General features: G+C 57.5%; 23 protein-coding genes. 7 read left to right on the top strand and 16 right to left on the bottom strand.

The features are described from left to right. The first annotated feature begins 31 nt into the window (after positions 1-31). Together AD668_RS12885 and AD668_RS12890 are read left to right on the top strand one after the other, a co-directional pair. Positions 32-1,225 (top strand): acyl-CoA dehydrogenase family protein, encoded by a 1,194-nt coding sequence (locus tag AD668_RS12885; RefSeq protein ID WP_053159244.1) that lies wholly within the window; start codon positions 32-34, stop codon positions 1,223-1,225. 12 nt (positions 1,226-1,237) lie between these two features. Then, positions 1,238-2,380 carry an acyl-CoA dehydrogenase family protein gene (locus tag AD668_RS12890; protein ID WP_053159246.1) on the top strand — a complete coding sequence of 381 codons (1,143 nt, stop codon included), beginning with the start codon at positions 1,238-1,240 and terminating at the stop codon, positions 2,378-2,380. 58 nt (positions 2,381-2,438) lie between these two features. Here AD668_RS12890 and AD668_RS12895 read toward each other — a convergent pair whose 3' ends face one another. After that, positions 2,439-3,128 (bottom strand): tetratricopeptide repeat protein, encoded by a 690-nt coding sequence (locus tag AD668_RS12895; protein ID WP_053159863.1) that lies wholly within the window; start codon positions 3,126-3,128, stop codon positions 2,439-2,441. 390 nt (positions 3,129-3,518) lie between these two features. Here AD668_RS12895 and AD668_RS12900 point away from each other — a divergent pair, with 390 nt between their 5' ends. Beyond that, positions 3,519-3,917, top strand: a complete 399-nt coding sequence (locus AD668_RS12900; RefSeq protein WP_053159248.1) for a hypothetical protein — start codon at positions 3,519-3,521, stop codon at positions 3,915-3,917. A gap of 90 nt (positions 3,918-4,007) precedes the next feature. Here AD668_RS12900 and AD668_RS12905 read toward each other — a convergent pair whose 3' ends face one another. Further along, positions 4,008-4,589, bottom strand: a complete 582-nt coding sequence (locus tag AD668_RS12905) for a hypothetical protein (RefSeq protein WP_053159250.1) — start codon at positions 4,587-4,589, stop codon at positions 4,008-4,010. Positions 4,590-4,830: 241 nt separating this feature from the next. On the opposite strand from AD668_RS12905, the gene AD668_RS12910 reads away from it, so the two are divergent. Then, positions 4,831-5,013, top strand: coding sequence for a hypothetical protein (locus AD668_RS12910; RefSeq protein WP_053159252.1), 183 nt, complete (start codon positions 4,831-4,833; stop codon positions 5,011-5,013). Between the two features lie 678 nt (positions 5,014-5,691). Here the strand turns inward: AD668_RS12910 and AD668_RS12915 are convergent. Beyond that, complete coding sequence (locus tag AD668_RS12915; RefSeq protein WP_053159254.1) at positions 5,692-6,306, bottom strand: LysE family translocator; 615 nt, start codon at positions 6,304-6,306, stop codon at positions 5,692-5,694. A gap of 227 nt (positions 6,307-6,533) precedes the next feature. On the opposite strand from AD668_RS12915, the gene AD668_RS12920 reads away from it, so the two are divergent. Then, positions 6,534-7,685 carry a DUF1254 domain-containing protein gene (locus AD668_RS12920; protein ID WP_256220642.1) on the top strand — a complete coding sequence of 384 codons (1,152 nt, stop codon included), beginning with the start codon at positions 6,534-6,536 and terminating at the stop codon, positions 7,683-7,685. Positions 7,686-7,810: 125 nt separating this feature from the next. Here the strand turns inward: AD668_RS12920 and AD668_RS12925 are convergent, their stop codons facing one another. Further along, positions 7,811-8,368, bottom strand: a complete 558-nt coding sequence (locus AD668_RS12925) for a lipocalin family protein (RefSeq protein ID WP_053159258.1) — start codon at positions 8,366-8,368, stop codon at positions 7,811-7,813. 200 nt (positions 8,369-8,568) lie between these two features. Then, on the bottom strand, positions 8,569-9,468 hold the full coding sequence (locus AD668_RS12930) for a LysR substrate-binding domain-containing protein (RefSeq protein ID WP_053159260.1): 900 nt from the start codon (positions 9,466-9,468) through the stop codon (positions 8,569-8,571). Between the two features lie 85 nt (positions 9,469-9,553). On the opposite strand from AD668_RS12930, the gene AD668_RS12935 reads away from it, so the two are divergent. Together AD668_RS12935 and AD668_RS12940 are read left to right on the top strand one after the other, a co-directional pair. After that, complete coding sequence (locus tag AD668_RS12935) at positions 9,554-10,051, top strand: hypothetical protein (protein WP_053159262.1); 498 nt, start codon at positions 9,554-9,556, stop codon at positions 10,049-10,051. A 547-nt stretch (positions 10,052-10,598) separates the two neighbouring features. Continuing rightward, positions 10,599-12,278, top strand: a complete 1,680-nt coding sequence (locus tag AD668_RS12940; protein ID WP_082344466.1) for a BCCT family transporter — start codon at positions 10,599-10,601, stop codon at positions 12,276-12,278. A gap of 190 nt (positions 12,279-12,468) precedes the next feature. On the opposite strand, the gene AD668_RS12945 is transcribed toward AD668_RS12940, so the two are convergent. The 11 genes from AD668_RS12945 to AD668_RS13005 form a co-directional block, all read right to left on the bottom strand. Next, the gene (locus AD668_RS12945; protein ID WP_053159264.1) at positions 12,469-12,855 is read right to left on the bottom strand and encodes a cupin domain-containing protein; all 387 of its coding nucleotides are present in this window, start codon (positions 12,853-12,855) and stop codon (positions 12,469-12,471) included. Positions 12,856-12,886: 31 nt separating this feature from the next. Continuing rightward, positions 12,887-13,750 (bottom strand): AraC family transcriptional regulator, encoded by an 864-nt coding sequence (locus AD668_RS12950; RefSeq protein ID WP_053159266.1) that lies wholly within the window; start codon positions 13,748-13,750, stop codon positions 12,887-12,889. 333 nt (positions 13,751-14,083) lie between these two features. Beyond that, the gene (locus AD668_RS12955; protein WP_053159268.1) at positions 14,084-14,653 is read right to left on the bottom strand and encodes a YSC84-related protein; all 570 of its coding nucleotides are present in this window, start codon (positions 14,651-14,653) and stop codon (positions 14,084-14,086) included. Positions 14,654-14,985: 332 nt separating this feature from the next. Then, positions 14,986-16,044: a diguanylate cyclase gene (locus tag AD668_RS12960; protein ID WP_053159270.1), complete on the bottom strand. Its 1,059-nt coding sequence runs from the start codon at positions 16,042-16,044 to the stop codon at positions 14,986-14,988. A gap of 485 nt (positions 16,045-16,529) precedes the next feature. After that, a complete protein-coding gene (locus AD668_RS12965) occupies positions 16,530-17,948 on the bottom strand; it encodes a DUF1254 domain-containing protein (protein WP_053159272.1) in 1,419 nt (472 codons plus the stop codon). A 970-nt stretch (positions 17,949-18,918) separates the two neighbouring features. Continuing rightward, positions 18,919-20,148 (bottom strand): OprD family porin, encoded by a 1,230-nt coding sequence (locus AD668_RS12980; protein WP_053159278.1) that lies wholly within the window; start codon positions 20,146-20,148, stop codon positions 18,919-18,921. Between the two features lie 50 nt (positions 20,149-20,198). Continuing rightward, entirely contained in the window at positions 20,199-21,173 is a 975-nt protein-coding gene (locus tag AD668_RS12985) for a hydroxymethylglutaryl-CoA lyase (protein ID WP_053159280.1), read from the bottom strand. A 110-nt stretch (positions 21,174-21,283) separates the two neighbouring features. After that, a complete protein-coding gene (locus tag AD668_RS12990; protein WP_053159282.1) occupies positions 21,284-22,009 on the bottom strand; it encodes an ABC transporter ATP-binding protein in 726 nt (241 codons plus the stop codon). Continuing rightward, a complete protein-coding gene (locus AD668_RS12995; RefSeq protein ID WP_053159284.1) occupies positions 22,002-22,790 on the bottom strand; it encodes an ABC transporter ATP-binding protein in 789 nt (262 codons plus the stop codon). The genes AD668_RS12990 and AD668_RS12995 overlap by 8 nt, the downstream gene beginning before the upstream one ends. After that, positions 22,787-23,761, bottom strand: a complete 975-nt coding sequence (locus AD668_RS13000) for a branched-chain amino acid ABC transporter permease (protein WP_053159286.1) — start codon at positions 23,759-23,761, stop codon at positions 22,787-22,789. Before AD668_RS13000 ends, AD668_RS12995 begins: the two co-directional genes overlap by 4 nt. After that, entirely contained in the window at positions 23,758-24,642 is an 885-nt protein-coding gene (locus AD668_RS13005; RefSeq protein ID WP_053159289.1) for a branched-chain amino acid ABC transporter permease, read from the bottom strand. Before AD668_RS13005 ends, AD668_RS13000 begins: the two co-directional genes overlap by 4 nt. Between the last annotated feature and the right edge of the window lie 17 nt (positions 24,643-24,659).

The raw sequence follows: 24,659 nt of genomic DNA on the forward strand, positions 1-24,659 counted from the left end.
GCGCACACCCCAATGCTTTTGGAGTTGATGGATGGACATTGAATTCTCAGTGCACGAACAAGCCTTTCGCGAGGATGTCCGGGCCTTCCTGCGCGACAACCTGCCCAGCGAACTGTCCGAGCGCATCTCGCTGGGCAAACGCCTGAGCAAGGAACACCAGGTGCAATGGATGCAGATCCTCGACCGGCAAGGCTGGCTGGCGCCGGGTTGGCCGCAGGCACACGGCGGCACCGGTTGGAGTGCCGTGCAGAAACATATTTTCGACGAAGAGTGCTTTGCCGCGGGGGCGCCGAAAGTGGTGTCGTTCGGCCTGAAGATGGTCGCCCCGGTGATTATCAAGTTCGGCACCACCGAGCAGAAAGCGCATTTCCTTCCGCGGATTCTTGCCTGTGAGGACTGGTGGTGCCAGGGCTACTCCGAGCCCGGTGCCGGATCTGATTTGTCGTCGCTGAAAACCCGCGCGGTGCGCGAGGGCGATCACTACGTGGTCAACGGCCAGAAAACCTGGACCACGCTGGCGCATTTTGCCGACTGGATGTTCTGCCTGGTGCGCACCGATCCCGAGGCCCGTCAGCAGCGGGGCATTTCGTTCCTGCTGATCGATATGAAAACGCCCGGCATCACCGTGCGGCCGATCATTACCCTCGACGGCGAACATGAAGTCAACGAAGTGTTCTTCGACAACGTGCGGGTGCCGGTGGCGAATCTGGTCGGGCAGGAAAATGATGGTTGGACCTGCGCCAAGTATTTGCTGACCCACGAGCGCACCAGCATTGGCGGGATAGCCCAGAACAAGGCATTGCTCAGCCGGCTCAAGCGTATTGCCAGCCAGGAAGTCCGTGATGGCCGGCCGTTGATCGAAGATCCGCTGTTTCGCGTGCAGATCGCTGAAGTCGACATGCAGTTGATGGCCGCTGAAATGAGCAACCTGCGGACCCTGGCCGCCACACAAAACGGTGATGTGCCCGGTGCCGAAAGTTCGTTCCTGAAGATCAAGGGCACCGAGATCCGGCAGGCCATTACCTACCTGATCAGCAAAGCCGTAGGCCCGTATGCCTTGCCGTTCATTGAGGATGAGCTCGGATATGGTGAGGAGCCCTTGCTCTACACCGACTACAGCAGTGCGGCCACCTACCAGTATCTGGATGCGCGCAAGGCCTCGATCTACGGTGGAGCCAACGAAATCCAGAAGAACATCATCGCGAAAATGATCCTAGAACTGTAAGGCGCCCCGATCATGGATTTCAAACTGACAGAAGAGCAACTGATGTTGCAGGAAACCGCCGCGCGGCTGGTGCGTGACGTCTACGGTTTTGAGCATCGCGAGCAATACCGCCAGAGCGCGCACGGCTTCAGCGCCCCGTTCATGCAGCAATTGGGCGAACTGGGGCTGTGCGCCGTGCCTTTCGCTGAGGCCTATGGCGGATACGGCGGCAGCGGTGTGGAGAACATGCTGATCATGACCGAGCTGGGTCGGGGGCTGTGCCTTGAACCGTATTTGCACTCGGTGATTTTCGCCGGTGGCCTGATCGCCCAGTTGGGCAGCGCAGACCAGAAGGACACGTTGTTGCCGCAGGTCGGCAGCGCCAGCCTGCAACTGGCCGTCGCCCTCGATGAGCCGCAGAGCCACTACCGCTTGCAAGATGTTCAGACTACCGCCGAACCGGTAACCGGAGGCTGGCAGCTCAATGGTCGCAAGTCCGTCATCATCGGCGGCCAGAGCGCCGGACTGATTTTGGTGTCGGCACGCACCCACCATGAGACTCGGGACGAGAAGGGCATCAGCCTGTTTCTGGTCGATCCTCAGGCCCGCGGCGTGCGTCGGCGTGTTTTCGATACGATGGATGGGCGCAAGGCCTGTGAGCTGTACCTTGACGACGTGTTTGTCGATAACGATGCGTTGCTCGGCGAGCCGGGGAATGCCTTGCCGGCGCTGCGTTACCAACAAGGCCGGTGCATCGCCGCGCAATGCGCCGAAGCCGTGGGCAGCATGCAAGCGGCCTGCGCGTTGACCCTCGATTACCTGAAGACGCGCCAGCAGTTCGGCCAGCCGATCGGCAAGTTCCAGGTGTTGCAGCATCGCATGGTCGATATGCACATCGAACTGGACCAGGCCATCTCGATGACCCTGCTCGCCGCCTGCGTGGCAGACCAGGCGGACACCGACGAACGCAGCCGCATTCTGGCGGCCGCCAAGTTCATCGTCAGCCGCGCCAGTCGTTTTGTCGCCGACCAGGGTATCCAGTTACATGGCGGCATCGGCCTGACATGGGAGTACCTGTTGTCGCACCATGCCAAACATTTGCTGATGGTGGCCCGTCAGTTGGGTGATGACGATCACCATTTGCAGGTTTTTTCGAAGTTGATGCAGGTGGCGTGAATCAAGTTCCAAAGTGACACGAGCGCCTCGATGGCGCTCTTTTTTCAACTGCAACAACTCAACCGCTTACCAGATAGGCCCCCGCGGGAACCCGATAACGCAGTTTCTTGCATTTGCCGGGGGCAGGCTGCTGACCCGGCGGTCGATCAGGAAACCAGATTCGGCATTTGCCTGGAGGCGGCCTATGGCCGCGGGGAATCTCAGCCTCAGCGTATGCCCGGTCTGACTCGACATTAACCCTTTGCAATGTTCCTTCGCGCGTTTGCGCAGTGGATTGCTCAACAACCGCCATGTCTGCTTCGCGGTGCCGTTGAGTCTGCTCTTGCAACCCCTTCTGTACAGCGACCCTGTCCGCATTGACATTGGGCGGGGTACCTGAAGATTGGGCTTGCTGCGCCGCCTGGATCAATTGGAGGTTGCGGTTGCGCAACTCGACGTTGCGACCCACGCCTATGTTCGAGCGCGCCGCCAGGGTTTCAGCCTGCTGGTACTGCCCCTGCTGAAGACGCAATACACCTAGGTAGTGCAGCGTCGCGGGATTGTTGGGCTGGATATGCAGGGCACGCTCCAGCGTGGCAGCGGCCTGGTCGAGTTGGCCATTTTCATACTGCCGCGAGGCTGTTTCGATCAGGGCGGTTGATGCGCTGTTACTTTGCGCGGGCGTTCTTCGCTCGGCCGCGGCAGAACAAAACGACGCGACGGCGCAGAACACCAGGATGAGACCCGGCAGAACACTCTTGGTTGGCATCAGGGGGCGGACTCGACTGAACTCGGACGGCATCGCAAACAGACCACAGCACTGCTCGGTATTTCCGATACAGCGCCGCTATGACCCGATCAATACCCTGAAGTTCCTGCTGCAACGGCCGTCGCGACCAGCAGCATTTGTTCCACCGCAACATCCAGGCAGGAGGGGCTGCTGCTCTTTACGCCGGGCAGAAGAGGGCAGAGGCAATGGATATCGAAATTGCCAACTTCAAAGGGCACACGCACTGACACCCTTGGCGATTTAAACAGCGGTCGCTAGAACTTTTTCTTGTTTATCGGTCTATCTGGATAGGCATAACGTTCGCTCAGCGCGAGCTCACAGGATCGCGCGTCTACCCCTCCAAATATCATTCAGAGGTTGTCTTCGCTCATGAAATTCCTTGACCCACGCAGGGTGCTGTTCGGCCTGTTGGCGTTCGCGGCATTGGGCTCGGCGTCAGCTACAACGATGAAGGCCTCAACCCCTATTTTGGCCACTGAAGTCGCGGTCGTTGAGGTACCGGTCCAGGCGGCCGCAAACCCTTGGCCGACCTTGGCCAGCAGGGCCGACAAGCAGCAAGGGCCGCTGCTTGCCCATGACGACCGATACTGGCATGACGGTCGTTGGCACGATCGCAGAGACGATTGGCGTCGAGACGACAGGCGTAGAGATTACTGGCGTCGAGAGCAAGCCCGCCGTGAAGCAGAACGCCATCGTGATTGGGAGCGCCACCAGGATCGGGCCATGCGGCACCGCTACGAGGATGATCGCCGCTACTATCGTCGCTAGTGCAACGCCACGGGAGCAATTCGCCTGCGACACGGGCGATGCTCCGCCACGCTGTGAAACCAGGGCTCAAAGAAGTTACCGCCCGAACGTCTACGTCAGCTCAAGTCTCTCTAACGCGTAATCCTTACCGGCCAGGGTAAGTTCAAACGTGGTGGCGCCGAACGTACCCCTTGTCACGTTTTGCCTCACAAGACGTTTAGCCTGGAGTTGCTTCAGGCCGACTTCAACTTCCAGCGTACTGAGTGAGACAAGTTTGCAAACCGAGTTTAAATTTGCAATTTTTCTGAAGTTCGCATGATAGGCCAACGCTTCCATCAGTAGCGTCTGGTTATCGGTCAACTGTGGGAACTGAGGATTGTTCTTTGTGTAAATTTTTCGCTCTATCTCGTGAAGCTCGCCGTGCGTTCCATCCTTGATGCGGGTGTAGTAAATCGCTACGGATAAGGTGCCGATCAAAATCGCGATAATCATCAGCAGCGACCAATTGGGCATGGGTGTTTCCAGTGCAAGCCAATCCCAAAAAAGAAGCAGCCAGCCCGTGGTATCTGCCAACAATGTCAGTTCGAAGTAATTGTCGAGCAGCTTTATGGCAGCCCAAGTGACAAGTAAAACTCCGGCCGAGCAGGCCGTTGCCTTGAACGAGATAGGGGATTGCGCGCCTTGTGCTGCCATGCTGCTCGTCTCTGGTGCAGTAACGGATGCTATGAGCATAGCAGTGGAAAAGTGGCGCTATGGATGATCAGACCATCGACTGTTTTGCCATGTCGAGGCATCATCGACCCCGATTTCCAGGTAACTGACAGTGTTTTCAAGCTTCGAATAGCCAAGGGCTTTATTTTCACTGGCAGTCGCTGTGTCGCCGCCATTGATCCACGGCTAGACTGCATCACCTGCGAGAAGCGTTGGAGGCGTCATGAACTACATTCTCTGGATCATTCTTGGTACCAACAGCCCACTGCCGGCACCCGCGGTCGACCATGCCGAATACCAGAATATGGAGGCATGCCAGCGCGCAGCCGATCAGATCAAGGCAGCACTCGACGGGGTGCAGTTCCATGTCCATACCATCTGTACACCCAAGGAAGAGACAAAGTGACTTGGCATCATCGATGCCTCCTTGAGATGTGTGTGATGCATACGTCGCGTTAAAGCTACGAGCTGATTGCAGGCTCCATTGGCGGCCGCAACACCGACTACGACAGGCAGCTGCGCGAGCAGCACAGCGAGGACAGCCCGAACTGTCCTCCGGGGCTCAGGCTTCGGTGACGCGAATCGGTTCTGGGCGATCGGTTGAATGTTTGTGGCCTTTCACGATTTTTTACCTGGGTTCAATCGAGTAACAGCATTTCAGTGTACAGATCTGCAATTTTTCCCATATCGCGGCAATCTCCCACGCGTTGATTGATCACAAAACCGTCGAATGCCATCCACAGGGTATGTGCCAGGAGGCCGTCGCTCCTTTCGCGGCATTTGGTTGCCGATGATTGCACTGACCGGACTTGGGTATGCCTCAAACCTAGGCTAGCGGGTTGGCTTCCCAACTATCAGTAGACGATGCATCTGGCGCGATGTTTTGCGCCGATTGTGTCTGATAGCGTTCCTTGTCCATGCGTAACTCCCTGTTCGGCTTGAGTGTCGCGCTAGAAACGCGACATGAGGTGAGGAGGAAAAGCGAGATGACTTTAGCCCCCATTACTGGCGCATTAGCAGCGCGGCCATGGCCTGCTTTTGGGCGATAGCGGAGTCTCCCCACGTCTCGCGGTCGATTCAATACTCAGGTCAGCTGTCGTACTCCCAAGCCCAGAATCAGACCACCGCACAGGCGATCAATCACTTTCCGAGCGTTCTGATACGCCGAGGAAATCGTTGGTTGCGACAAAGCCACCGCAACCAGTCCATACCAGGTCAGCGAAACAACCACCACAACCGCCAGCATTGAGACGAAAGTGCTGACCGAGGGGTGGGCGGGGGCTGCTGCTGAAAAGACGGCGGCGTAGAAGGCTATGGATTTAGGATTGCCGATGTTGGTGACGACACCTTGAAAGAAAGATTTCCGGACGCTGCCAGCCGGGCCCTCGCAAGGCCGTAAGGCGGGATGCTTGCCTGCTTTAATGATCAGGCGTACGCCAAACCACATCAGGTACGCCGCACCCATTATCTTCACTACCAGTACCGCCCATGGGAAGGCGGCAAACACAAGGCCTAGGCCTGTGATCGCACAGCCAGACCAGAGCAGGTTCACGGTCACTATACCGGCGACTAAGGCCAGCGCCTCGGCACGTGTCGCGGCTACTGCCTTGTGAACAACGGCGACGAAGTTCGGCCCCGGAACCACTACGCCTGCCAGATAAACCCAGAAAACAGTGAGCACCGCGGAACTGTCGAACATTTCGATCCCTCTTATCGCTGATCGGTATCAGCGTCTGATTGAAGATTTCATCACGTTTTTCGCCGCGAGAGCATCAATGCTAGCGAGCGAAGGGGCCGACAGTCAGACACAGATTCCACAATAAACTCCGATACAGTGACCTTTTATGCTGAGTAAGGCCTGCCCGGCGATGAGGCGGTCAGGGATCGCTATGGCCAGGCGAGGAATACTTCGCGATAAGGGTGGATGTGTGCTGCCACAGTGTCCGCAAGCTGGCTTCACCGTCCGCCAAGGACATGCCCACTGCCAACAATGACACCTACTACATGAGCGCGGTGCTGGATCTGACCGAACCGTATGTATTGAGTGTGCCGGATACCCATGACCACTATTACGTGGTCGACGTATTCAACATGTGGCAAGAACTTGAGCACTATGTCGGGCGGCGCACCACTGGCACCCAAGCTGGAAAGTTCGTGTTAGTGCCGCCAGGGTGGAAAGGTGAATTGCCCAAAGATGCCAAACGTCTTGACGTCACGACCCAGAAAATCTGGCTTTTGGGTCGCATTCAAGTCAAGCAGGGCGAAGATGTCGCGCCGATTCTGGCGCTGCAAAAGCAGTTCAGTGTCGTGCCACTGAGTGGCAAGTCGCACAAGGACGAGACCTTGCCGGCGTTGCCGCAAACAGACGATCCGCTGGGCTTCTTCACGGAGTTGGCCGCGGCGCTCAAGGACAATCCGGTCAAACCTGCTGACGCCGCACTGTTTGCCCAATTCGCCCGTATCGGCCTGACGGAGAAAGGCTTTTCCCCGGATAAACTCAATCCAGCTACGCGCAAGGGACTTGAGGAAGGTTTGAACGATGCGCCCTACGTAGCGATTGCGTCGCTTGCCAGCACGTCAGAAGTGCGCAATGGCTGGAACTGGGTCACCGGTCTGGATAGCTTTGGCTACATCTATCCGCTGCGCGCCATGGTGGCGGGGCCGTATCTCGGCGGCCAGGGTGAGCATGAAGCGATGTACCCGATCCGCTTCACCGACAGCAAAAACCAACCCCTCACCGGCGACAATCAATACGAGGTCAAACTGGCTTCGGCACCGCCGGTCAATGCCTTCTGGTCACTGACCATGTACGACGCCAGCGACAAGATGCTGGTCGATAACGAGATCAATCGCTACAAGGTCGGCACCGATACGCAGGGCCTGAAAGTCGCGTCGGACGGTTCGATCACGATTCCAATTTCCCACAAAAAACCTCAAGGCGAAAATGCCGCCAACTGGCTGCCGGCCCCGCAGGGCGGCTTCTATGTACTGCTGCGTTTGTACCAGCCGAAAGAAGATGTGAAAGAAGATGTATTGTCCGGCAAGTGGCAGTTGCCGCAGTTGAACAAGGTCAATTGAACGTTCGTATGTGAAGATCTGATGATTGGTCAATAGCGCGGCTGACTGTCCGCTATTGGCCGTTCTCTGACACTCACGTCAGGCAGCAATCGGTAGACTGCTGCCTACGGATCATTACAAGTTGACTAGGGCTTGGTCGGATCTGCCGGACGCCAGATTAGTTTGCTGGTGTCATACCCCTGTCGCTGAGCAATCTTTAGCAGCTGTTCGCGTTTGACGCCGTTAATTTCAGATGCGCGTGAAATCACCCATAGATATTCTCGGTTCGGGTGGCCGACCAGTGCGAACTGGTAGGCGGGGTCGTGGTAAAGCACCCAATACTCACCTTTGGTTATTCCTGGTGCAATGCGGCTGAACCAGTTATCAAATTGCACCCACAGTTTGTCTGTCTTACCTGGCTGCTGCGATTCGGCAATTCCGCGTACCTCTTTCCACTCGCCATCCTGTTCCCTGCAACGATTGGTGACGTCAATGCGACCATCATCACGTAGACCATAATGCGCTTCTGACTGCTGGCAATTGCGCTGAAAGAACATAGGCAACCTGGCCTGCTCGTACCAGGTGCCCTGGTATTTTTGCAGGTCGACTTGCATGGTGGTGGGAGGGGGCTCCTGGCTTGAGCCAGCGCACCCAGCGAGTGCCAATCCCAGATACGAAAGTAGAACGATCTTGCGAATCGACATATAGACCTCCAGGTTGTCAGGAGAAACACACATGTCATTGGAGGTAGGTGAGAGTGAAAAGTGCTATCGATTTCGTGATGGCGGCGTTCACTGTTGGCACGGGCCGATTGCTGCCTTTCGCGATGGGCCACTATCAACCTATTGCAGCCCTTCATTGGAGCGCCTGAAACAGTACCAAGGGACGTTTTCGTCCCTTGGTTTCAAAAGGTGAAGCCTTTACTCAATAACCGGTGAAGCCTTGACCGAACCCTCATTGGCGGTGTATGAGCCGGGCCAGGCTTCGACAGCAGGAAGAATCTCAGCGGGCTTGGGCAGCTCAATTTATTCAACGCAATCAATTGTCCATTGAATGCATCAAGAGCGTGAATCGCCGGATTCCAGAGTGCGATGCCCAATCCTGAGCGGGCGGCTTCGATTGCCTGGGCGTAGTCACCCATCACCCTGTCGGTGGGCTTCGAAGTCAGGCGTTTACCGTGATGGCTCATCCACGCTCGCCACAGTGTCGTGTCACCGGTGTGTAGCAGCGGAGTGTCCTTTATCAAGGACAACGGCTGTTCGTTCATGGCGACGACTTCGGGTGACGCCACGGGGCAAAGTGACTCCTCGAACAGTGGCTCCTCGTCTCCGTCATTCCATTGTCCACGCCCGTATCTGATGGACAGATCGACCTCGCCTGAGGAAAGGCTGGCATTCAGCGCAGAGGTGACCAGTTCGATCCGTAAATCCTGAGTCGTGCCTTCCAGTTCGGTCAGGCGCGGGATCAACCAAAAACGTGCGAAGGACGACGTAGTGGCCAATTTGACGATGGGTAAGGTTTGGCCGGCGGGCCGGGGCTGTCGCGCTTGTTTCAGTTGTTCGAAGGCATGAGCGACTTTGGCCAGCGCGATTTGTCCCGTGGCCGTAACGGTGACACCGCGCGCATGGCGGTCGAACAAGGAGCATTGAAACCATTTTTCAGCCATTTCCACACGTCGGCTGATGGTCGCATGTGTAACTTCCAGTTCCGCTGCCGCTGCAGTGAAAGAACCGGTTCTGGCGGAGGCAAGGGCAGCTTGCAGGGCTTCGAAGGGAGGAAAAATATCGTTTGAGCTGTACGTCATATGCACAGCTTATGGATAAGTAGTGCTATAGGTCAACAGCTCAGGGTTTTCTATGCTGAGCTGCCTTATTCGTTGAGATAGCAGCATGTCGTGTTTGAAAGCGCTCATTTCGCCTTTGGTGTTCATCGCGCAAGTGGTAGGGCTTGGGGTGGGCAATTATTGTTATGCCGCCTCCAGCTTAGAAAGGCCAATCGTACGAGGTTACGAAGGGAATGGAGGCGTCACCGTTGAACTGGTCATGTCTGGCTCACCTGGAAAAGAATGGGCATTGCTCAGGATTCGAGGAGCGGAAACGGAAGCGGGGGCCGTGGTACATCAGGCAAACGTTCAGCGCTCACCGGTTTCGACATCCTTTGTAGAAATTATCAACGGGGTTTCACGGACAATTTTTGAGGTGCGAATGCATCAGGGTTTTCTTCCGCGTCAAGACCAGGAGCCTTATGTCTTGGGAGAAAGCGCCCGCTTGGAGAGACTGAGTAATATCGGTATGGAGCTACAGAGGTTTGGAACTGAGGAATTTGCCGTTCATCAAGCTGGGACACAAAGCGCCTTGTCCGAAGGTTTGACCGGTAACCGTCCTTGATCAAACGGCTTCTTTTGGCCGATTTCTGCCTGTGGCGACCGGCTGAAAACGACCCATAACGGACACTTTTAATAGCCTCCAATTCTGCTTGTACCTCATCGCGTACGAGGGCGGGTATCTCTACAGAACTTTGGGTGTCGAGTGCCGCTGAGCGTGACGTTTACGCCGCCTACATCTCTCGGCAGTCTGTCGATGCGTAAATTACCCGTTTCAGAGAAACGCTAAAGGCGAGGGTGGGAAGCCAATTGGCAGGCAGTGTACTCGGGTACACGTAAGGCGACCTTTGAGGTCGTCTTTTTTTTGACTGAGAGCTTACTTCGCCGACGCAGATGCAAGGATCGGCGATTGTGGATGTAAGGTCTTTTCGACCTGTTCCTATACTGCTCCGCCCCCGCTCCAAAGGCCAGTTGTACCACGATTGACCACGCTCGATCGCACTTTGGGCGGGGGTGTCACTTCTGCACTTCTATGACTGTTCCAGGCGGACGAAGGTCGCCAGGGAAGAGGCAAAAACAAGATCAATACAGCCGCTATAGAAAGGTAATCCATGAAAATTTCCGTGAAAGTTAACCCGGTTCAGCCGGGTGACCAACTTCCCCGAGCCAGCAAAGATTATTTGCTGATAGTGGTCAGTGTGGTTTCGATCTTCCTCACTGTGTTTGCTTTGGCCGCCTTTCCGGCGCGCTCCGAGCAGGTCGCCAGCCAGTTGTTCACTCGTGCCACGACGCTACTCTCAGCGCCGGTACTGTTGACCTTCCTGGCTTTTGTGGCGGGCTCGCTGTTCATCATTTTCAGCAAGTACGGGAACATTCGTCTGGGCTCGGGTCAGCCCCAGTTCAAGACCGTGCCCTGGATCTTCATGTTCATTTGCGCAGGATTGAGTTCCGCTACCCTCTATTGGGGATTGGTGGAGTGGGCTTACTACTACAACACGCCGGGTTTGAATATCACGGCAGGTTCAACCGAAGCGTTGAACATGAGCATCGCGTATGCGTTCTTCCATTGGGGCTTTGGTACATGGGCGTGCTATGCGGTGGGCGGCATGGCCATGGCTTATTACTATCATGTGCGCAAGCATGACAAGCTCAGCCTCGCCGGCATCATCGAGGCTGTTACGGGATGGAAAGCCAACGGCCCGATTGGCCGCCTGGTGGATATCATTTTCCTAATTGGCACCTTCGGCGGACTCACTGTCACCATGGTGGTGACCACGCTGACATTCTCCAACGGCTTCTCAAACCTGACGGGACTGGAAAACAACTTTGCGATGCAAGCGGGAATCGTGTTGCTGATCGCCAGTATCTTTTCGCTCAGTTCATACATCGGGCTGGAAGGCGGAATGCAGCGCCTGGCGAGCATGGTGTGCTGGGGCGCATTATTTTGTGCACTGGCGGTGCTGGTGGTCGGACCGACGGGCTTTATCGTCAACAATACCGTGAATGGCGTGGGCTTGATGTTCTCTAACTTCCTGCACATGAGCCTTTTCACCGATCCGTCAGGTAGTGGTGAGTTCACACGGAACTGGACGGTGTTCTATTGGTTCTGGGCGATCTCCTACACACCTGCGGTTTCGATTTTTGTCGCACGAGTTTCTCGTGGTCGCACGTTGAAAGAGGTCTCGGCGGCGCTGTTGTTGGGGGGAAGTGTCAGTTGTTGGGCAATTTTCGGCAGCCTGAGTGGCTACGGCATCGATCAATTGATTCAGGGGCAACTCGATGTTCCAGCCATCGTTGCCAGCCAAGGTGGAGAAGTGGCGATTACTCGGTTGCTGGACGGGTTTCCGATGTCCACGGTAGCGACTGCGTTCTATTTGTTTGTGATGGTGATCTTCCTGGCTTCGCACATCGACGCCTCTGCCTATACCGTAGCTGCCGCTACCACGCGTAATCTGCCTGAAGGCCGTGATCCTTCACCTTTCCTGCGACTCTTCTGGTGCGTCATGCTGGCCTTGGTGCCCTTGACCATGATCGCCAATCATATTTCGCTGAAAACCGTGAAGACCTCAGTCATCCTGACATCGATTCCATTTCTCTTCCTGCTACTGATCATGGCCTATGGGTTGGTCAAGTGGATCCATGCTGATTATCGTAATCGAAGTGCACAGGACATTGAAGAAGAGTCACGGCTTCTCGGCCTGAATCTTGACGTGGGGTCGGAAAACAGGGTCCTTGATGGATCACCTGAAACGACTGCATCGGCCTGCAAGGCGCCCACTCCAACTATTTGAAACCTTGCCAATGGACGCTCGGCGTTATGCCCAAGGACGGGCATAGATAGAAATCCCAGTGAGTGAGGCAATGGCATATTTAAAGCAATGGTATAGCGGTGAATGGCAGCTTCTGGCCGGAAGGGGCCTGTCGCAGGATTGAAAATCTGAACAGTCAGCGCCGTCCAACAGGTTTGGACGGCGCCCTGGTTTAGATCCAGACGTCGTTGTTTGCCGTGCGCTCGCCACCTTCCTGGCCGGTATTCAGTATCCCGCGAGGTTCGATCATCATCAGCCTGGCTTCGCCCTCCGAGGCAGTTCTGTGCTCTACGCCTCGTGGCACCACATACAACTCGCCTGGGGCGACATATACGCTGCCATGCGGTAGATCAACACGCAGCTTTCCCTCTAACACAAAAAATGCTTCGTCGGTTTCCGGGTGTGTGTGCCAAATGAACTCGCCCTCGATGCGTACGACCTTGAACTGGTAGTCGTTCATCTCGGCAACCACGCGTGGGCTCCATTGCTGATCGATGAGCGAAGCCTTTTGGGCCAGGTTGATGGCGTGCGCGCTCGGTTTCTCGTGAAGGTATTGCATGGTGGGTCTCCATTAAGCAGGAGCCGTTACCCTAACGGAGGAGCGGTTGTTCAGGCTTGTACGATCCTGCAAGTAGACGCTGGACTCGAATACGCTCAAGCCAGCGCATTGGGGGCACTCCGAAACAGGCGGTGAAATGTCGGGTCATATGGCTCTGGTCGTGGAAACCCGCTGCTAGTGCCGCATCTACGAGTGTGAAGCGATCAAGGATCAGGGCGCGAAACAGGTCCAGACGGCGCAACGTTACAAAGCGATATGGGCTGGTGCCAAATAACGCTCTGAAGTCACGTGACAGGCTCCAACGCTCCTGCCCGCAGGCATGCTCGAGCATCTGCAGGGTAATCCCCCCATGAAGATTGGCCATGATGAACTCTCTTGCCCGCCTGGCAGCCTGGTAGTCCGGGTTCTTGCGCCCGCGCGGCTTGCCTGCGACCGCTCGCAGCGCCATTGCAAGGTCAAACAAGGCGTCCTGCTCCTCCAGTGGGTCGAGCGGATGATCCATTGCCTGCACGAAAGGTTGGCTGGCGTTATATAGGCGCGAGTCATTGGACAGACCACCAGCAACATAGGGCAGTGACTCTCCGCCAAGAACTTGCTGAATCATGGCGGGGTCCACATAGGCCATACGGTAACGGAAGCCCGCCTCGGTCCCGGCCATGCCGTCATGCAGTTCGTCTGGATGCAATACCAGGGTATTCCCCGGTATACCGTGGCGCAAAGCCCCCTTGTAATGGAAGCTCTGCACGCCCGACAGAGTCCGGCCGATGGAGTAGGTGTCATGGCGATGCGGGTCGTATCCATGCCCCCCGAACCAGGCCTCGATTCGTTCTATTCGCCCAGGTTCGGCATTTCGCAGAACCCAGTCCGTCGCTGAGAAAGCATTATTTCGATCCATGAGTGGCTGTCCGGGAATGCTTGGATCAATCAGGCTGTGATCCACCGTCGATGGAACAACTATACCTTTGCAGAGGATGAGCTGGCAGGCTTTAAAAAATGATGGGGCGTGACCGACCGCTTTTGGCTGTGCCTGTTGCGAAGAGCAGCAACCGACCCATTGCTGCCCTCCGCGCCCAAACAGGGGGTATTAGTTCAACTGAACCCCCTCCGGTACGCAGGACATGCAAGTTATTGTTTGCCCTGCCATGTATCGGGCACCGTTTGTCCCGCGTCAGGCCGCCGCTCGCTAGCCGTCGCCGGCTTATTTACCTGAAGGCACATGCAGACGGCCTCAGCGATTCAGCTTGGTGATTTTTGAACCCTGCAATCCCAGCCCGGCCATTAAGCCCTTTTGATCAAAGATGAAGGCATAGACATCGGACTGAGCCGTTGAAGTAGTCAACGACTTGGCCATGCCTGAATCTACGACCACGATGCTTGGGCCCACACCGACCTCAAATCCATTCGCTTTTTTCAGATCGTTCATCGCTGAATAGGTCATGAAGAACATCACGTAACCAAACTTCTGCACGCCCGCCTGAAGGCCGTAAGAGGCTGCTGTGGTCGAGTAGTACCCCGTGACTTTTCCGTTCTCAATCAATTCACCTTCGCCACGCTGTGCGCCGGCAATGAGGCCCGCTTTCAGCACCTCAGGGAAAACGAGAATACCCTTGGCTCGCTGCGCGAGGGCGCGCGCTTGCGGCGTCTTGGCATACAAACTCTGTAACGCCGCGTTCGCGTCGCGGTTCATTTCTGCGTTAGCAGCCTTCACTTCTGAGGCGGAAGTTGGTTGATCCATCTGGCAGCCCGACGTGAACGCGAAGATTGAAATCATTGCCATCATTCGAAGGTATTTGGTCATGAGCAATATTCCGTTTCTGTACCTGCCATTGAGGAACCTGCGTGGCGATCGCCATTGCGGATCAAAGACTGACCGGGTCGATCTTTCACTTAGACTTTAACCCTATTAAGCGGTTGGTCAAATGCTATGCACATGCATGCTTCTGAGACGAAATCGACAGTCAGCTTCTGGCCGTTCTCTGCCGGTCGTCACTACAGCGTGTGCTGGTCCATTCAGTTTCAAGCTGCGAAACACGCGCTCCATCGGGGCACTATCCCAGTAGTTTCCACGACGAAACTATCTAGTTGCTGTAAAAAATTGATTTACAAGGTGTCTAGCGTATCCACTGTGATTCAAGGTGCGTTGACGATGTCGCCTAAGGTAAAATGGACCTTGTCGCGCCCGCTATTCTTGGCCGCATACAGCGCCTTGTCGGCTTCGCTGAGCCAGTCTGCGGCGTCGGTCATTGCACTGCCGCACGATGCCAAACCGATACTCAGGCTGACTCGCAGCTCAGGTAGTTGCTCATTGCGGTAGTTGCCCATTGCCCTTCGCAGTCGCTCCATAATTTCGACGGCCTGGCTCACCAGGCTGTTGGGCAGGATCACACAGAACTCGTCTCCACCATAGCGACCGGCCAGGTCACCTTGACGAAGGTTTTTCTTCAGTTCGGCGCTCAGCTGGCGTAGCACGCTGTCGCCAACGAGGTGGCCGTAAGTGTCGTTGATCTGTTTGAAGTGATCGACATCAATGATCGCGATCACCGTTTCGAAGCCCTCCTGCCGGCAGGTGAAAAACTGCAGGTGAAGCAAATCCTTCCACGCCCCATGATTGAGCAGGCCGGTGAGACTGTCGGTACAGCTCAGGGCGCTAAGACGGCGCTTGTGGTCGGCGAGCTTAATGGCCAGGCGATAACAGACCCAGCCCAGCGCTAGTGGATAGAGCGTCAGCATCGGCAAGCAGGCGTAGATCTGTACGTCGGTTACAGTAAGTTGTACCTGCGGGCCGAACAGTGTTATCGCAAGCAGAATTCCGACAGTCTGGGCCAGTGCGCCATGCACGAATAAACGCTGGCCGCCTGCAGCGACGTTGTTCATCGTCATCATCGAAAGGATGGTCACGGCAGGCAACGGATTGAACTGCATAGTCGCGGTCCAGAACCCGCCCATCACTGAGTCGAAGAGTAAGTTGCGCCGCTCCGCCTGATACGGCTCACTAGCGCGGGTGGCCAATTGATAGGCCAGATGCGGCCAAACCAAGCCGTTGAAAAACAACAGTACCCACACCCATCCCGGCAGGCCCAGCGGCGCAATGGCGGCCAATACGCTCAGCATGCCAATCGCCAGGCCAATAAGGCGTGGCAGGTAGATTCGTTTGGCAAAAGACCGTCCTTTGCCAATCTTGTTGACCATTATCCCATTACCATCCATGTTTCCTTCCCTCGATCGTTACTGTGCTGCAGGAGTCGCCGCCGATCGCATAATTTGCATGAACACTCTCAATATTGACGCGAGGGTGAAGAGCGACCTTGCAAGCGCTCTCAAGGCCTAGGTAAACCGCTCTGACTCCTGGTCTGCCACGATCGTACAAGTCTCACTGGTCTTTCGATCATAATATTGAATCGCCATCAGAGCGACTTCTGAATCGGTCCTGGTCTCATAGGTATCTCTGACGGGCTGTTTTTGGCCGGTTTCTGCCCATCGCGAGAGGCAGAAAACGACCCAGTAGACGGTCGCGGACGTAAGAAACCCAGGGGTGAAGTTGACGCGATTTAAAGCTTGGCTATCACCGATTCCTAGTGCGCTTATTGGCCAGTCTTTGAATAGCTGTAACAAATCTGATGCCCTGGCCAGCGGCGGCTCACCAAGGCCGTCCGCTGGATACAGTTGTCAGCGCGTCATGTAACTTTGACGATCTGCGGTGGACTCCATGTCCCTTTGCCAGGAGGCAGGATGGAAGGCGTTTCCGTCTTCGGCCAATACAGGCGCATCACCATGTAGATCAGATCATTTGGTGCGGGCAGCCAGTTGCTTTCCTTGTCTGCGCCGGGTGAATCCTTCTGGATGTACAGCGTCAGCGAGCCGTCGGCGTTCTTTTTCATATCGGGTAACATCGGCGCGTTGATGAGGTAGCGATTGATCGGGTTCTTGATCAACAGTTGCGACTTGCCGTCGTACATCGTCACCGACCAGAAGGCATTGACTGGCGGGAGTTGCCCGGCAGGAAAGGTGATCGTGTACTTGTGCTTGCTGCCGTCGAGTCGCTCGCCATTGGGTAAGGTACTGGTTATCGGATACGTGGCCTCATCGGCATCGTTGGCGTAGATGCCCGCTTGCGCGACGGCAGCGCGCTTGAGCCAGTCACCGTTATAAAAGGCACTGTTGCCACCGGCACCGGCAATGTTCCAGCCGTTGATCTTCGTGCCGAGATTCTTGATCCCATCCTCGACCTTCGCATGCCCAGCCTGCATGCCCTGAACGATGGCGGACTTCTGCTCGGGCGATAGAGCCTGGAAGTTAAAATCCTTCCCTACGCCGATTCGGGCAAGTTTCTCGCGGATCGCCACTTCATTCGGTGCGGCTGGGTCGAACTGCAAGGCAAAGCCGAGGTATTTGAAGAAGTCGGTCTTGACCAGGTCGTTGTCGATCTTCGGGAAATCAATCGGCGGCGCGGCAGGTGGCGCAGGTTGCTTGAGATAGGCGGATAGCGGTTGTGCCTTGTAACCGGACTGGATCTTTACGACGTTGGGCATGTCCGCCGAGTTGAAGAGCTGGGTCCGGAAGACCGCGAAGGGCAGTTGCGTGCGGGAATGAAACACCTTCTTGACGCCCGGCGGAGTCGCGCCTTTCCACTCGGGGCCGACCACCATGTAATCGCCGGCTTCATCGCCGGTGGTACGGCTGCCGATGTAACCGAAGTTGTAAGTGTTGCCGTCGATGAGTTGCACCGTGTAATACCGCGGTTTCTCGACCGCTGGTACCGAGAGCACGATCGGCTCACTGCGCAGGTCCATGAAGAGCATGGAATATGGCGTGTCGCTGTTCGGCGAGACGATGGCCGTGTCCTTGTAGGTCGCGACGTGGTGCAGGCTATGGATCTGGTTGAACGGCGCCTTGAACTGGCTGGAGTTCTTGTCCACCGCGTAGTCGTACATGATCGCGTAGTTCATCACGATGGGCAGACCGTAGATGTAGCCTTCCTCGGCAATGGCTTTCGTTTCGGCGGGAGTGATGTCCGTTGCGTGAGTGAGGATGGATGTAAATGAGGTGAGCAATAACATCGCACAGCCAACGGCTTTCGGTAGTGGGGTTTTCATTAACCTGCTTCTCCATTCCTTGAATCGGATCGTTAGTCGATCAACTAACCATCAATTGGGCGATATGAAGGGCGCACACTTCACGACCTGATGACACATCGCGCTTCTCGTCTTCCTGTACGTCTTTGTCTTGCCCGACGATGTCACTCCGAACGCGACACTGTTCCAAGAGAAGTCGACATGGATGGGGATAGCAAACCCAGGCTGCACGGTCAGTATAAGCGGCAATTTAAATAACGCTGCTGAGAGGTCGGCAGCTTTTCCAGACACTGCCACGCACCGACGCAGCATCGCCGTCCTTTCTGATCCGAGGCTCCCCATCGAAATTTTTCCAGGCTCTAGTGGAGAGGTATGACGGCATAGGTCATATGGGTCGGTCAGCCACAGGATGAACACCGCTGGGAACTGAACGGCCCCGACGGCGCCCGCACCGACGTCCGTCCCCGCTATGTGACGCGGGCCATGTTGGGACTGCGTGCCGCCGCGATCGCCGGTGTGGGCGTGGTCAAGTTACCGCGCATGATCCTTACCGAGGCTTTCGCACGCGGCGAGTGGGTACAGGTACTCCCGGGGCGGGAGCCAAAACGCTAGATCATCCACCTCGTATTCGCGTCGCTGCGCGGACAGCTTCAGAGCGGCGTCATAAAACGGTATTTTCATGAAGCCGCCCAGGCTGCGTGGGGGGCGGGGAGTACTGAGCTTAAGTACGAACTGTTCCATTGCTCCCCGTCCCCACAGCTACAGTTTGTCCAGACCGATGTCGTCGGCCAAGCAGACGCCGGTACGGGAGAGCATCCGCAGATCAAAGCCGTCGAGGAAAGTGATCCGCACCGACTCACAGATGATCACTTAGTTGAAACTCGACAGTTTGCTTCCCTCTATCAGGGCGCAGAGATCAATTGCGTGTGACTGGGTCATAGTTGTTCTCCACACAATAAGACCCAAACTCGCAGGTTCTGGCTTGCCGGATTCACCACAGTTTCCAGGTATAAGCGGCGATCAGGCGATTCTCATCAATCTTCTGAGTCAGGCCATTGCCGGACCGGAAAGTGACGTTGCGCCAGCGTAGGTTCAAGCCTTCCAGCATTCCACTCTGGAAGACATAGCTGAGGTCGGTATCGCGCTCCCACTCAGTGCCATCGCGTACCGTACTGGTGCGAATGTCGTCGCCTTTCACATAACGGTTCATGAGCGTCAGGCCCGGAATTCCGAGGGCTGCGAAGTCATAATCATGGCGTAGTTGCCACGATTTTTCATTGGCCCTGGAGAAGGAGTTGTAGGTAACCAGGTTTACCAAATAGGGCATGCTGGTGTCGATGTAGGGGAATGCGCTGTCGCCTGACAGACTCTGGAATGCGGCGCCGATTCGATGCGCCCCGACCGACAGGGTGAACATGCCGTTGAAGTTGCGGTTATCAATTTTTCCGGCTTTGCTGGCGCCGATGTCATTGCTGTCGAAATAACGCAGGTCGGAACGCAGGCTCACTCCCTCTGCTAGCGGCAGTACATGAACCAGCCCGGCGAATTGCTGGCGATAGATGTCCTGTAGATCACCGTGGTGGTAAGTCAGAGTCAGGTTTTTGCCAAACGCATAGTCACCACCGAGCAAGTCCATATGATCGCTGCTCTGGCCGGCAAAGCTGATGTCATCACTGTGCGAGTAGTTGCGGTCCTTGCTTTCGGTCAATCTCGCCGCGGTGAAGGTCAAATCGTCGATTTCCTTCGACGTCAGGTAGGCGCCAGTGAACGTCTGGGGCAGCAATCGGGTATCGGAGTAGTAGGCCAGCGGATGGGTCGGTATCAGGGTTCCCACTTTGAGCTGGGTCTGGGACAGGCGCATTTTTGCGGTTGGGCCCAGTGCGCTGTATTCGTCCACTGGCTCGTGGCTTTGCGGGCCGAAAGCTAGCAAGCCTGTGCCACGCCGATCTCGGCTGGAGTCGAGTTTTATGCCCAGCGTACCCAAGGCGTCGAAGCCGAACCCCACGGCGCCGTCGGTGTAGCCAGACTGAAATTGGGCGATGAAGCCTTGGGCCCATTCCTCGGCCTTTGCCTGGGGGGCGCCACTTTGGCGAAAGTCCCGGTTCAAATAAAAGTTACGGGTGGCCAAGGTCGCGCTGCTGTCTTCGACGAAGCCTGCCTGGGCGAAATTGAGGTCGCACAAAACCAGTCCTGCGGTGGCAAGAGATAGATACCTATTCATTTTTTTATTGTTCTCTAGGGGGGGTTGAAGAGCTTTCAAGCCTGTGTGGGTTAAGTGGAGCTCACAGAATTCGTTGAATTTTTAACGTTAAGCCGCGCGATACCCTCCGTAGAGGTTTGAGCGGCCCGCTCGCGCTGCCGGATCAGCCAGCGCGCCGAGTGGCCGCCCAATGGACGACCTAGCAAGGACTCGGCAAACTCGATCGCGCTCACCAGCGCGACTGGGTTGATGCCGGTGTCGAAGCCCGAGTTCTCGGCCAGCAAGACGAGATCCTCCGTGGCGAGGTTGCCGGCAGCGCCGGGCGCAAACGGGCAGCCGCCAATGCCGCCGGCGCTGGCATCAAAGCGGCGCACGCCGGCTTCGATTGCCGCCCACGCATTGGCCACGCCCATCCCGCGGGTATCGTGCAGGTGAATCGACAACCGATCGAGCGGTACGACAGTCGCCAGTTCGGTCATGCGCCGACGCACCTCTGCAGGGAACGCCGACCCGATGGTGTCCGCGATCACCACCTCGTCGGCACCGGCCGCATACATCTCGGCTGCCAGTACCTTCACGCGGTCCAGCGGCGTGGCACCCTCGAACGGGCAGTCGAAAGCGACGGCGATATAGGCGCGTGTCTTGATTCCGCTCGCGCGCGCCTCGCGCAGCACCAACGCGGACTCTTCGCGCGCCTGCGCCAGGCTCATGTTGATGTTGCGGCGATTCATTTCCTCCGTCGCCGACAGGACGACCGCGACTTCCCGGCAACCCGCCTGCAGCGCTCGTTGCAGGCCCTTGAGGTTCGGCACCAGGACCGACGTGCGGAGTGTCGGCAGGCGCTGCTGAAGACCCAGAACGACGTCGGCCGCATCGGCCATCTGGGGAACAGCCTTGGGCGATACAAAGCTCGTCGCCTCCACGCTGGCAACGCCGGCTGCCACGAGGTGCTGCGCAAGCGCCAGCTTTGCCTCGGTGGACACCTGGGCGCATTGGTTCTGCAGCCCGTCGCGCATGCACACATCGGTGATATAAAGACGTTCCATGAAGTCAGCTCCTCATTAGGAGGTTGCAAAGGCCCGTCCGACACCTGTCGGCGTCGGCGGGGCAGAGGATCATTCGGAGTCGGTTGACAACGCGGTCAAATGCGCGGGCGTCAGGCCTTGACCTCGTCGGCCAGCTCGAAGTAAAGGCTTTCCAGGTTGTCGCGGCGCGCCAGTTCAGCACTGGTTTGCTGCAGGGCGATGCGGCCCTTGATCAGTACAACGGCTCGTTGCGTGAAGGGCAGCGCAATGTCCAGCTTCTGCTCCACCAGTAACAGGGTCAGACCCTCGCCACGCAACACGTCCAACGACTGCAGAATCTCTTCGACCACCCGGGGCGCGATCCCAAGGAAGGGTTCGTCGAGTAACAGCAGCCGGGGTTTCGACATCAGCGCGCGGCCGATGGCCACCATCTGCTGCTCGCCCCCGGACAGGGTGCCTGCCGCCTGATGGCGGCGCTCCGCCAACCTGGGGAACAGTTCGTAGACCCGCTGCAACTGCTCGTCGGCCGCCTGCTTGCCGCCGGGTAGCGTGATGGAACCGAGCATGAGGTTGTCCAGCACCGACATCGGCGCGAACATGCGTCGCCCTTCCGGCACTTGCACCAGACCGCGTCGCACAATCGCATCGCTGGTGAGTGCCATCAGATCAGATCCCTCGAGCAGGACCTGGCCCTTGCGCAACGGCAAGGTTGCGGACAGCGCGTTGACGAGCGTGGACTTCCCGGCACCATTGGGGCCCAGCACGGCAACCGTTTCGCCTTGCGCAATCGAGAGGCTGAGATCGTCGATCACCGGGCCGTGGCCGTAGCCCGCTGAGAGGTTGCGTATATCAAGCATTCTGCAGATCCTTTAAGTTGCCCAGGTAGGCCTGCACCACTTCCGGGTGCCGCTGGACCTCGGCTGCGGTGTCGTCGGCGATCTTGCGCCCGAAGTTCAGCACGGCCACGCGGTCCGCCAGGGACATCAGGAAGCGCATGTCGTGTTCGATCAGCAGGACCGAGATGCCGCGTTTGGCAATCGTGCGCACGATCTCCTCCAGACGGCGGCACTCCGGAGCGGTCAGGCCGGCGGCGGGCTCATCGAACAACATCAGCCGGGGCTCCGCTGCCAGCGCGCGGGCGATCTCGAGCAGGCGGCCTTGTCCGAAAGACAGCGTGGCGACGTCGGCATCGCGAAACTCCGACAAGCCAACGAAATCGACCAGGGAATCCGCCTTGGCCGCGGCTTCCCGCTCCGCACTAGCGGACGATCCAGTCCCTGCCAGGATCTGCCAGAGCGACGACGGCATACGACTGTGCATGCCCACCATCACGTTCTCGCGTACCGACATGCTCTCGAAGGGCTTGTTATGCTGAAAGGTGCGCACAATCCCGCGTGGTGCAAAGCCGTGCGGAGGCACCTTGCCCATGGGCTTTCCATCAAAGACGATCTCGCCGCTGGTGGGTGCTAGCGCCCCTGCGATCATTGAGAAAGTGGTGCTCTTGCCGGCCCCGTTGGGCCCGATTACACCGAGGATTTCGCCCGGGTAGACGTCAAGATCAAGGTCGGCGACGGCATGCAGGCCGCCGAAGCGCCGACCCAGGCCGCGCACCTGCAGGAGGGGGTTGTTGGCGCTCATGGCTGGACCTTCCGAAGTTGCACTTGCCCTTGACGACCTTGCCCTTGACGACATTGCCCTACGACACGATCCCAAATGCCGATCAGGCCACGCGGCTGGAAGATCACGACGAGTACCATGAACAGGCCGAACACCAGAGCATGATGATGTCCGATCAGGGGCGACAGCAGCAGTGGCATCAGGTACAGCACGGTGGTGCCGATGATGGCGCCGGCCGGCCGGCCGGCGCCGCCAACGACGACCATGAACAGCAACTGGAACACGGCCTCCTGGCTGAAGATGGCCGGGTTGACAGTGTTATCCACGAAGGCGTAGACCATCCCGGCCACACCGGCCAGCGCACTGGTGATGGTGTAGGCCAGTACCTTGGTGCGGCGCACGTCCACGCCCATGGCGACTGCGGCTTCCGGGTTGTCTCGGACTGCCCGGCAGGCACGACCAAACCAGGACCGGTCGAGACGCCACAGCGTGGCAAAGGTTGCAAGCAGGAGCAATACGATCACCACCGTGTACCAGGGGCCGGTGACGGTGGCGCCGAAGATGGTTGGCAGGCTGTAGTTAGTCAGGCCGCCAGTGGCGCCGGTTACGGCTCCGCCTTCGTTCAGCACCACGATGAATAGCTGAGCGAAGGCCAGCGTGGCCAGAGAGAGGTAGAAGCCGGCCAGGCGGGTGGCGGGAATGGCGACGATCAGCGCCAGCGCCAGGCAGACTGCCACCGTGGCGATGACAGCCAGCGGCAAGGGCAGGGCCAGTTGAGTGATGAAGATCACCACCGAGTAAGCGCCGATGCCGTAGAAGGCAATATGCGAGAACGCAACCTGACCGCAAATGCCGAACAGGAAGTTGTAGCTCAGGGCCAACGTGATCCACAGCAGCAGCTTGCGGTACACGTCCATCTGATAGCTGCCCAGAACAAAGGCCAGGCCAGATAGCACGAGGGCGGCGACGATGTAGCGTACGAGGGATTTCATATGCGAGCCTCCCGGGCCTTTAGCAATCCGGTGGGACGCACCAGTAGGAAGAGGATAAGCAGGACCAGCGGGACACCCATTGCCAGGCCGGCTGGGATGGGGGCGTAGCGCACCGTAAATTGCTCCACCAGAGCCAGCACGAGTCCGCCCAGCAGAGCCCCTTCGACGCGGCCGACGCCGCCTATCACCAGCGCGGTGAAGCCTTGGACCGCCAGCGGCATGCCCATCATGTAGTGGGCCGAGATGTTGGGCGCGACCAGAATCCCAGCCAGCCCGGCAACCGCCGCGCCCACCGCGAAGGATGCCGCGGTCACGCGCCCGAGGCGAATGCCCATGAGCGCGGCGGCACGGCGGTCGATCGCTACCGCCTCGAAGGACTTGCCGGTCAGTGTGCGTTCGAAGAAGTACCACACGCCGACGAAGACCAGTCCGGTGGCCGCGATGATGAAGAAGCTCTGGTACGAACCCGCGAGCAGCCCCAGTTCGAATCGTCCGAAGCCCAGCGCAGGCGGCACTGGTTGCGGATCGGCACCGAAGCCGATGGAGATCGACTCGCGAAACACCACCAGCATGCCCAACAGCGCAAGCACGGGCGCCACATGGGGCGCGCCTTTCTCCACCAGGGGGCGCACCGTCAGCCGTTCGGTTAGCCAGCCGATCACCAGCATCAACAGCAGCACCAGGACCATGGCCACCGGGTAGGGCATCTCGATGCGCGAGAGCGCGACGAAGGCCCCGAAGGCGGCCACCATGGCCCACTCACCCACCGCGAAATTGATGATGCCGGTGGGCCGGTTAATCAGCAGATAGGCCAGTGCCACCAGACCATATATGCAGCCGCTGGCGGCTGCACTCACAAGCAGTTCCAGAAAATCGTTCATAGGATTCCTTACTGTAG

Origin of the sequence: Pseudomonas sp. P1.8, from assembly GCF_001269805.1 — a bacterium.
Lineage (GTDB): Bacteria > Pseudomonadota > Gammaproteobacteria > Pseudomonadales > Pseudomonadaceae > Aquipseudomonas.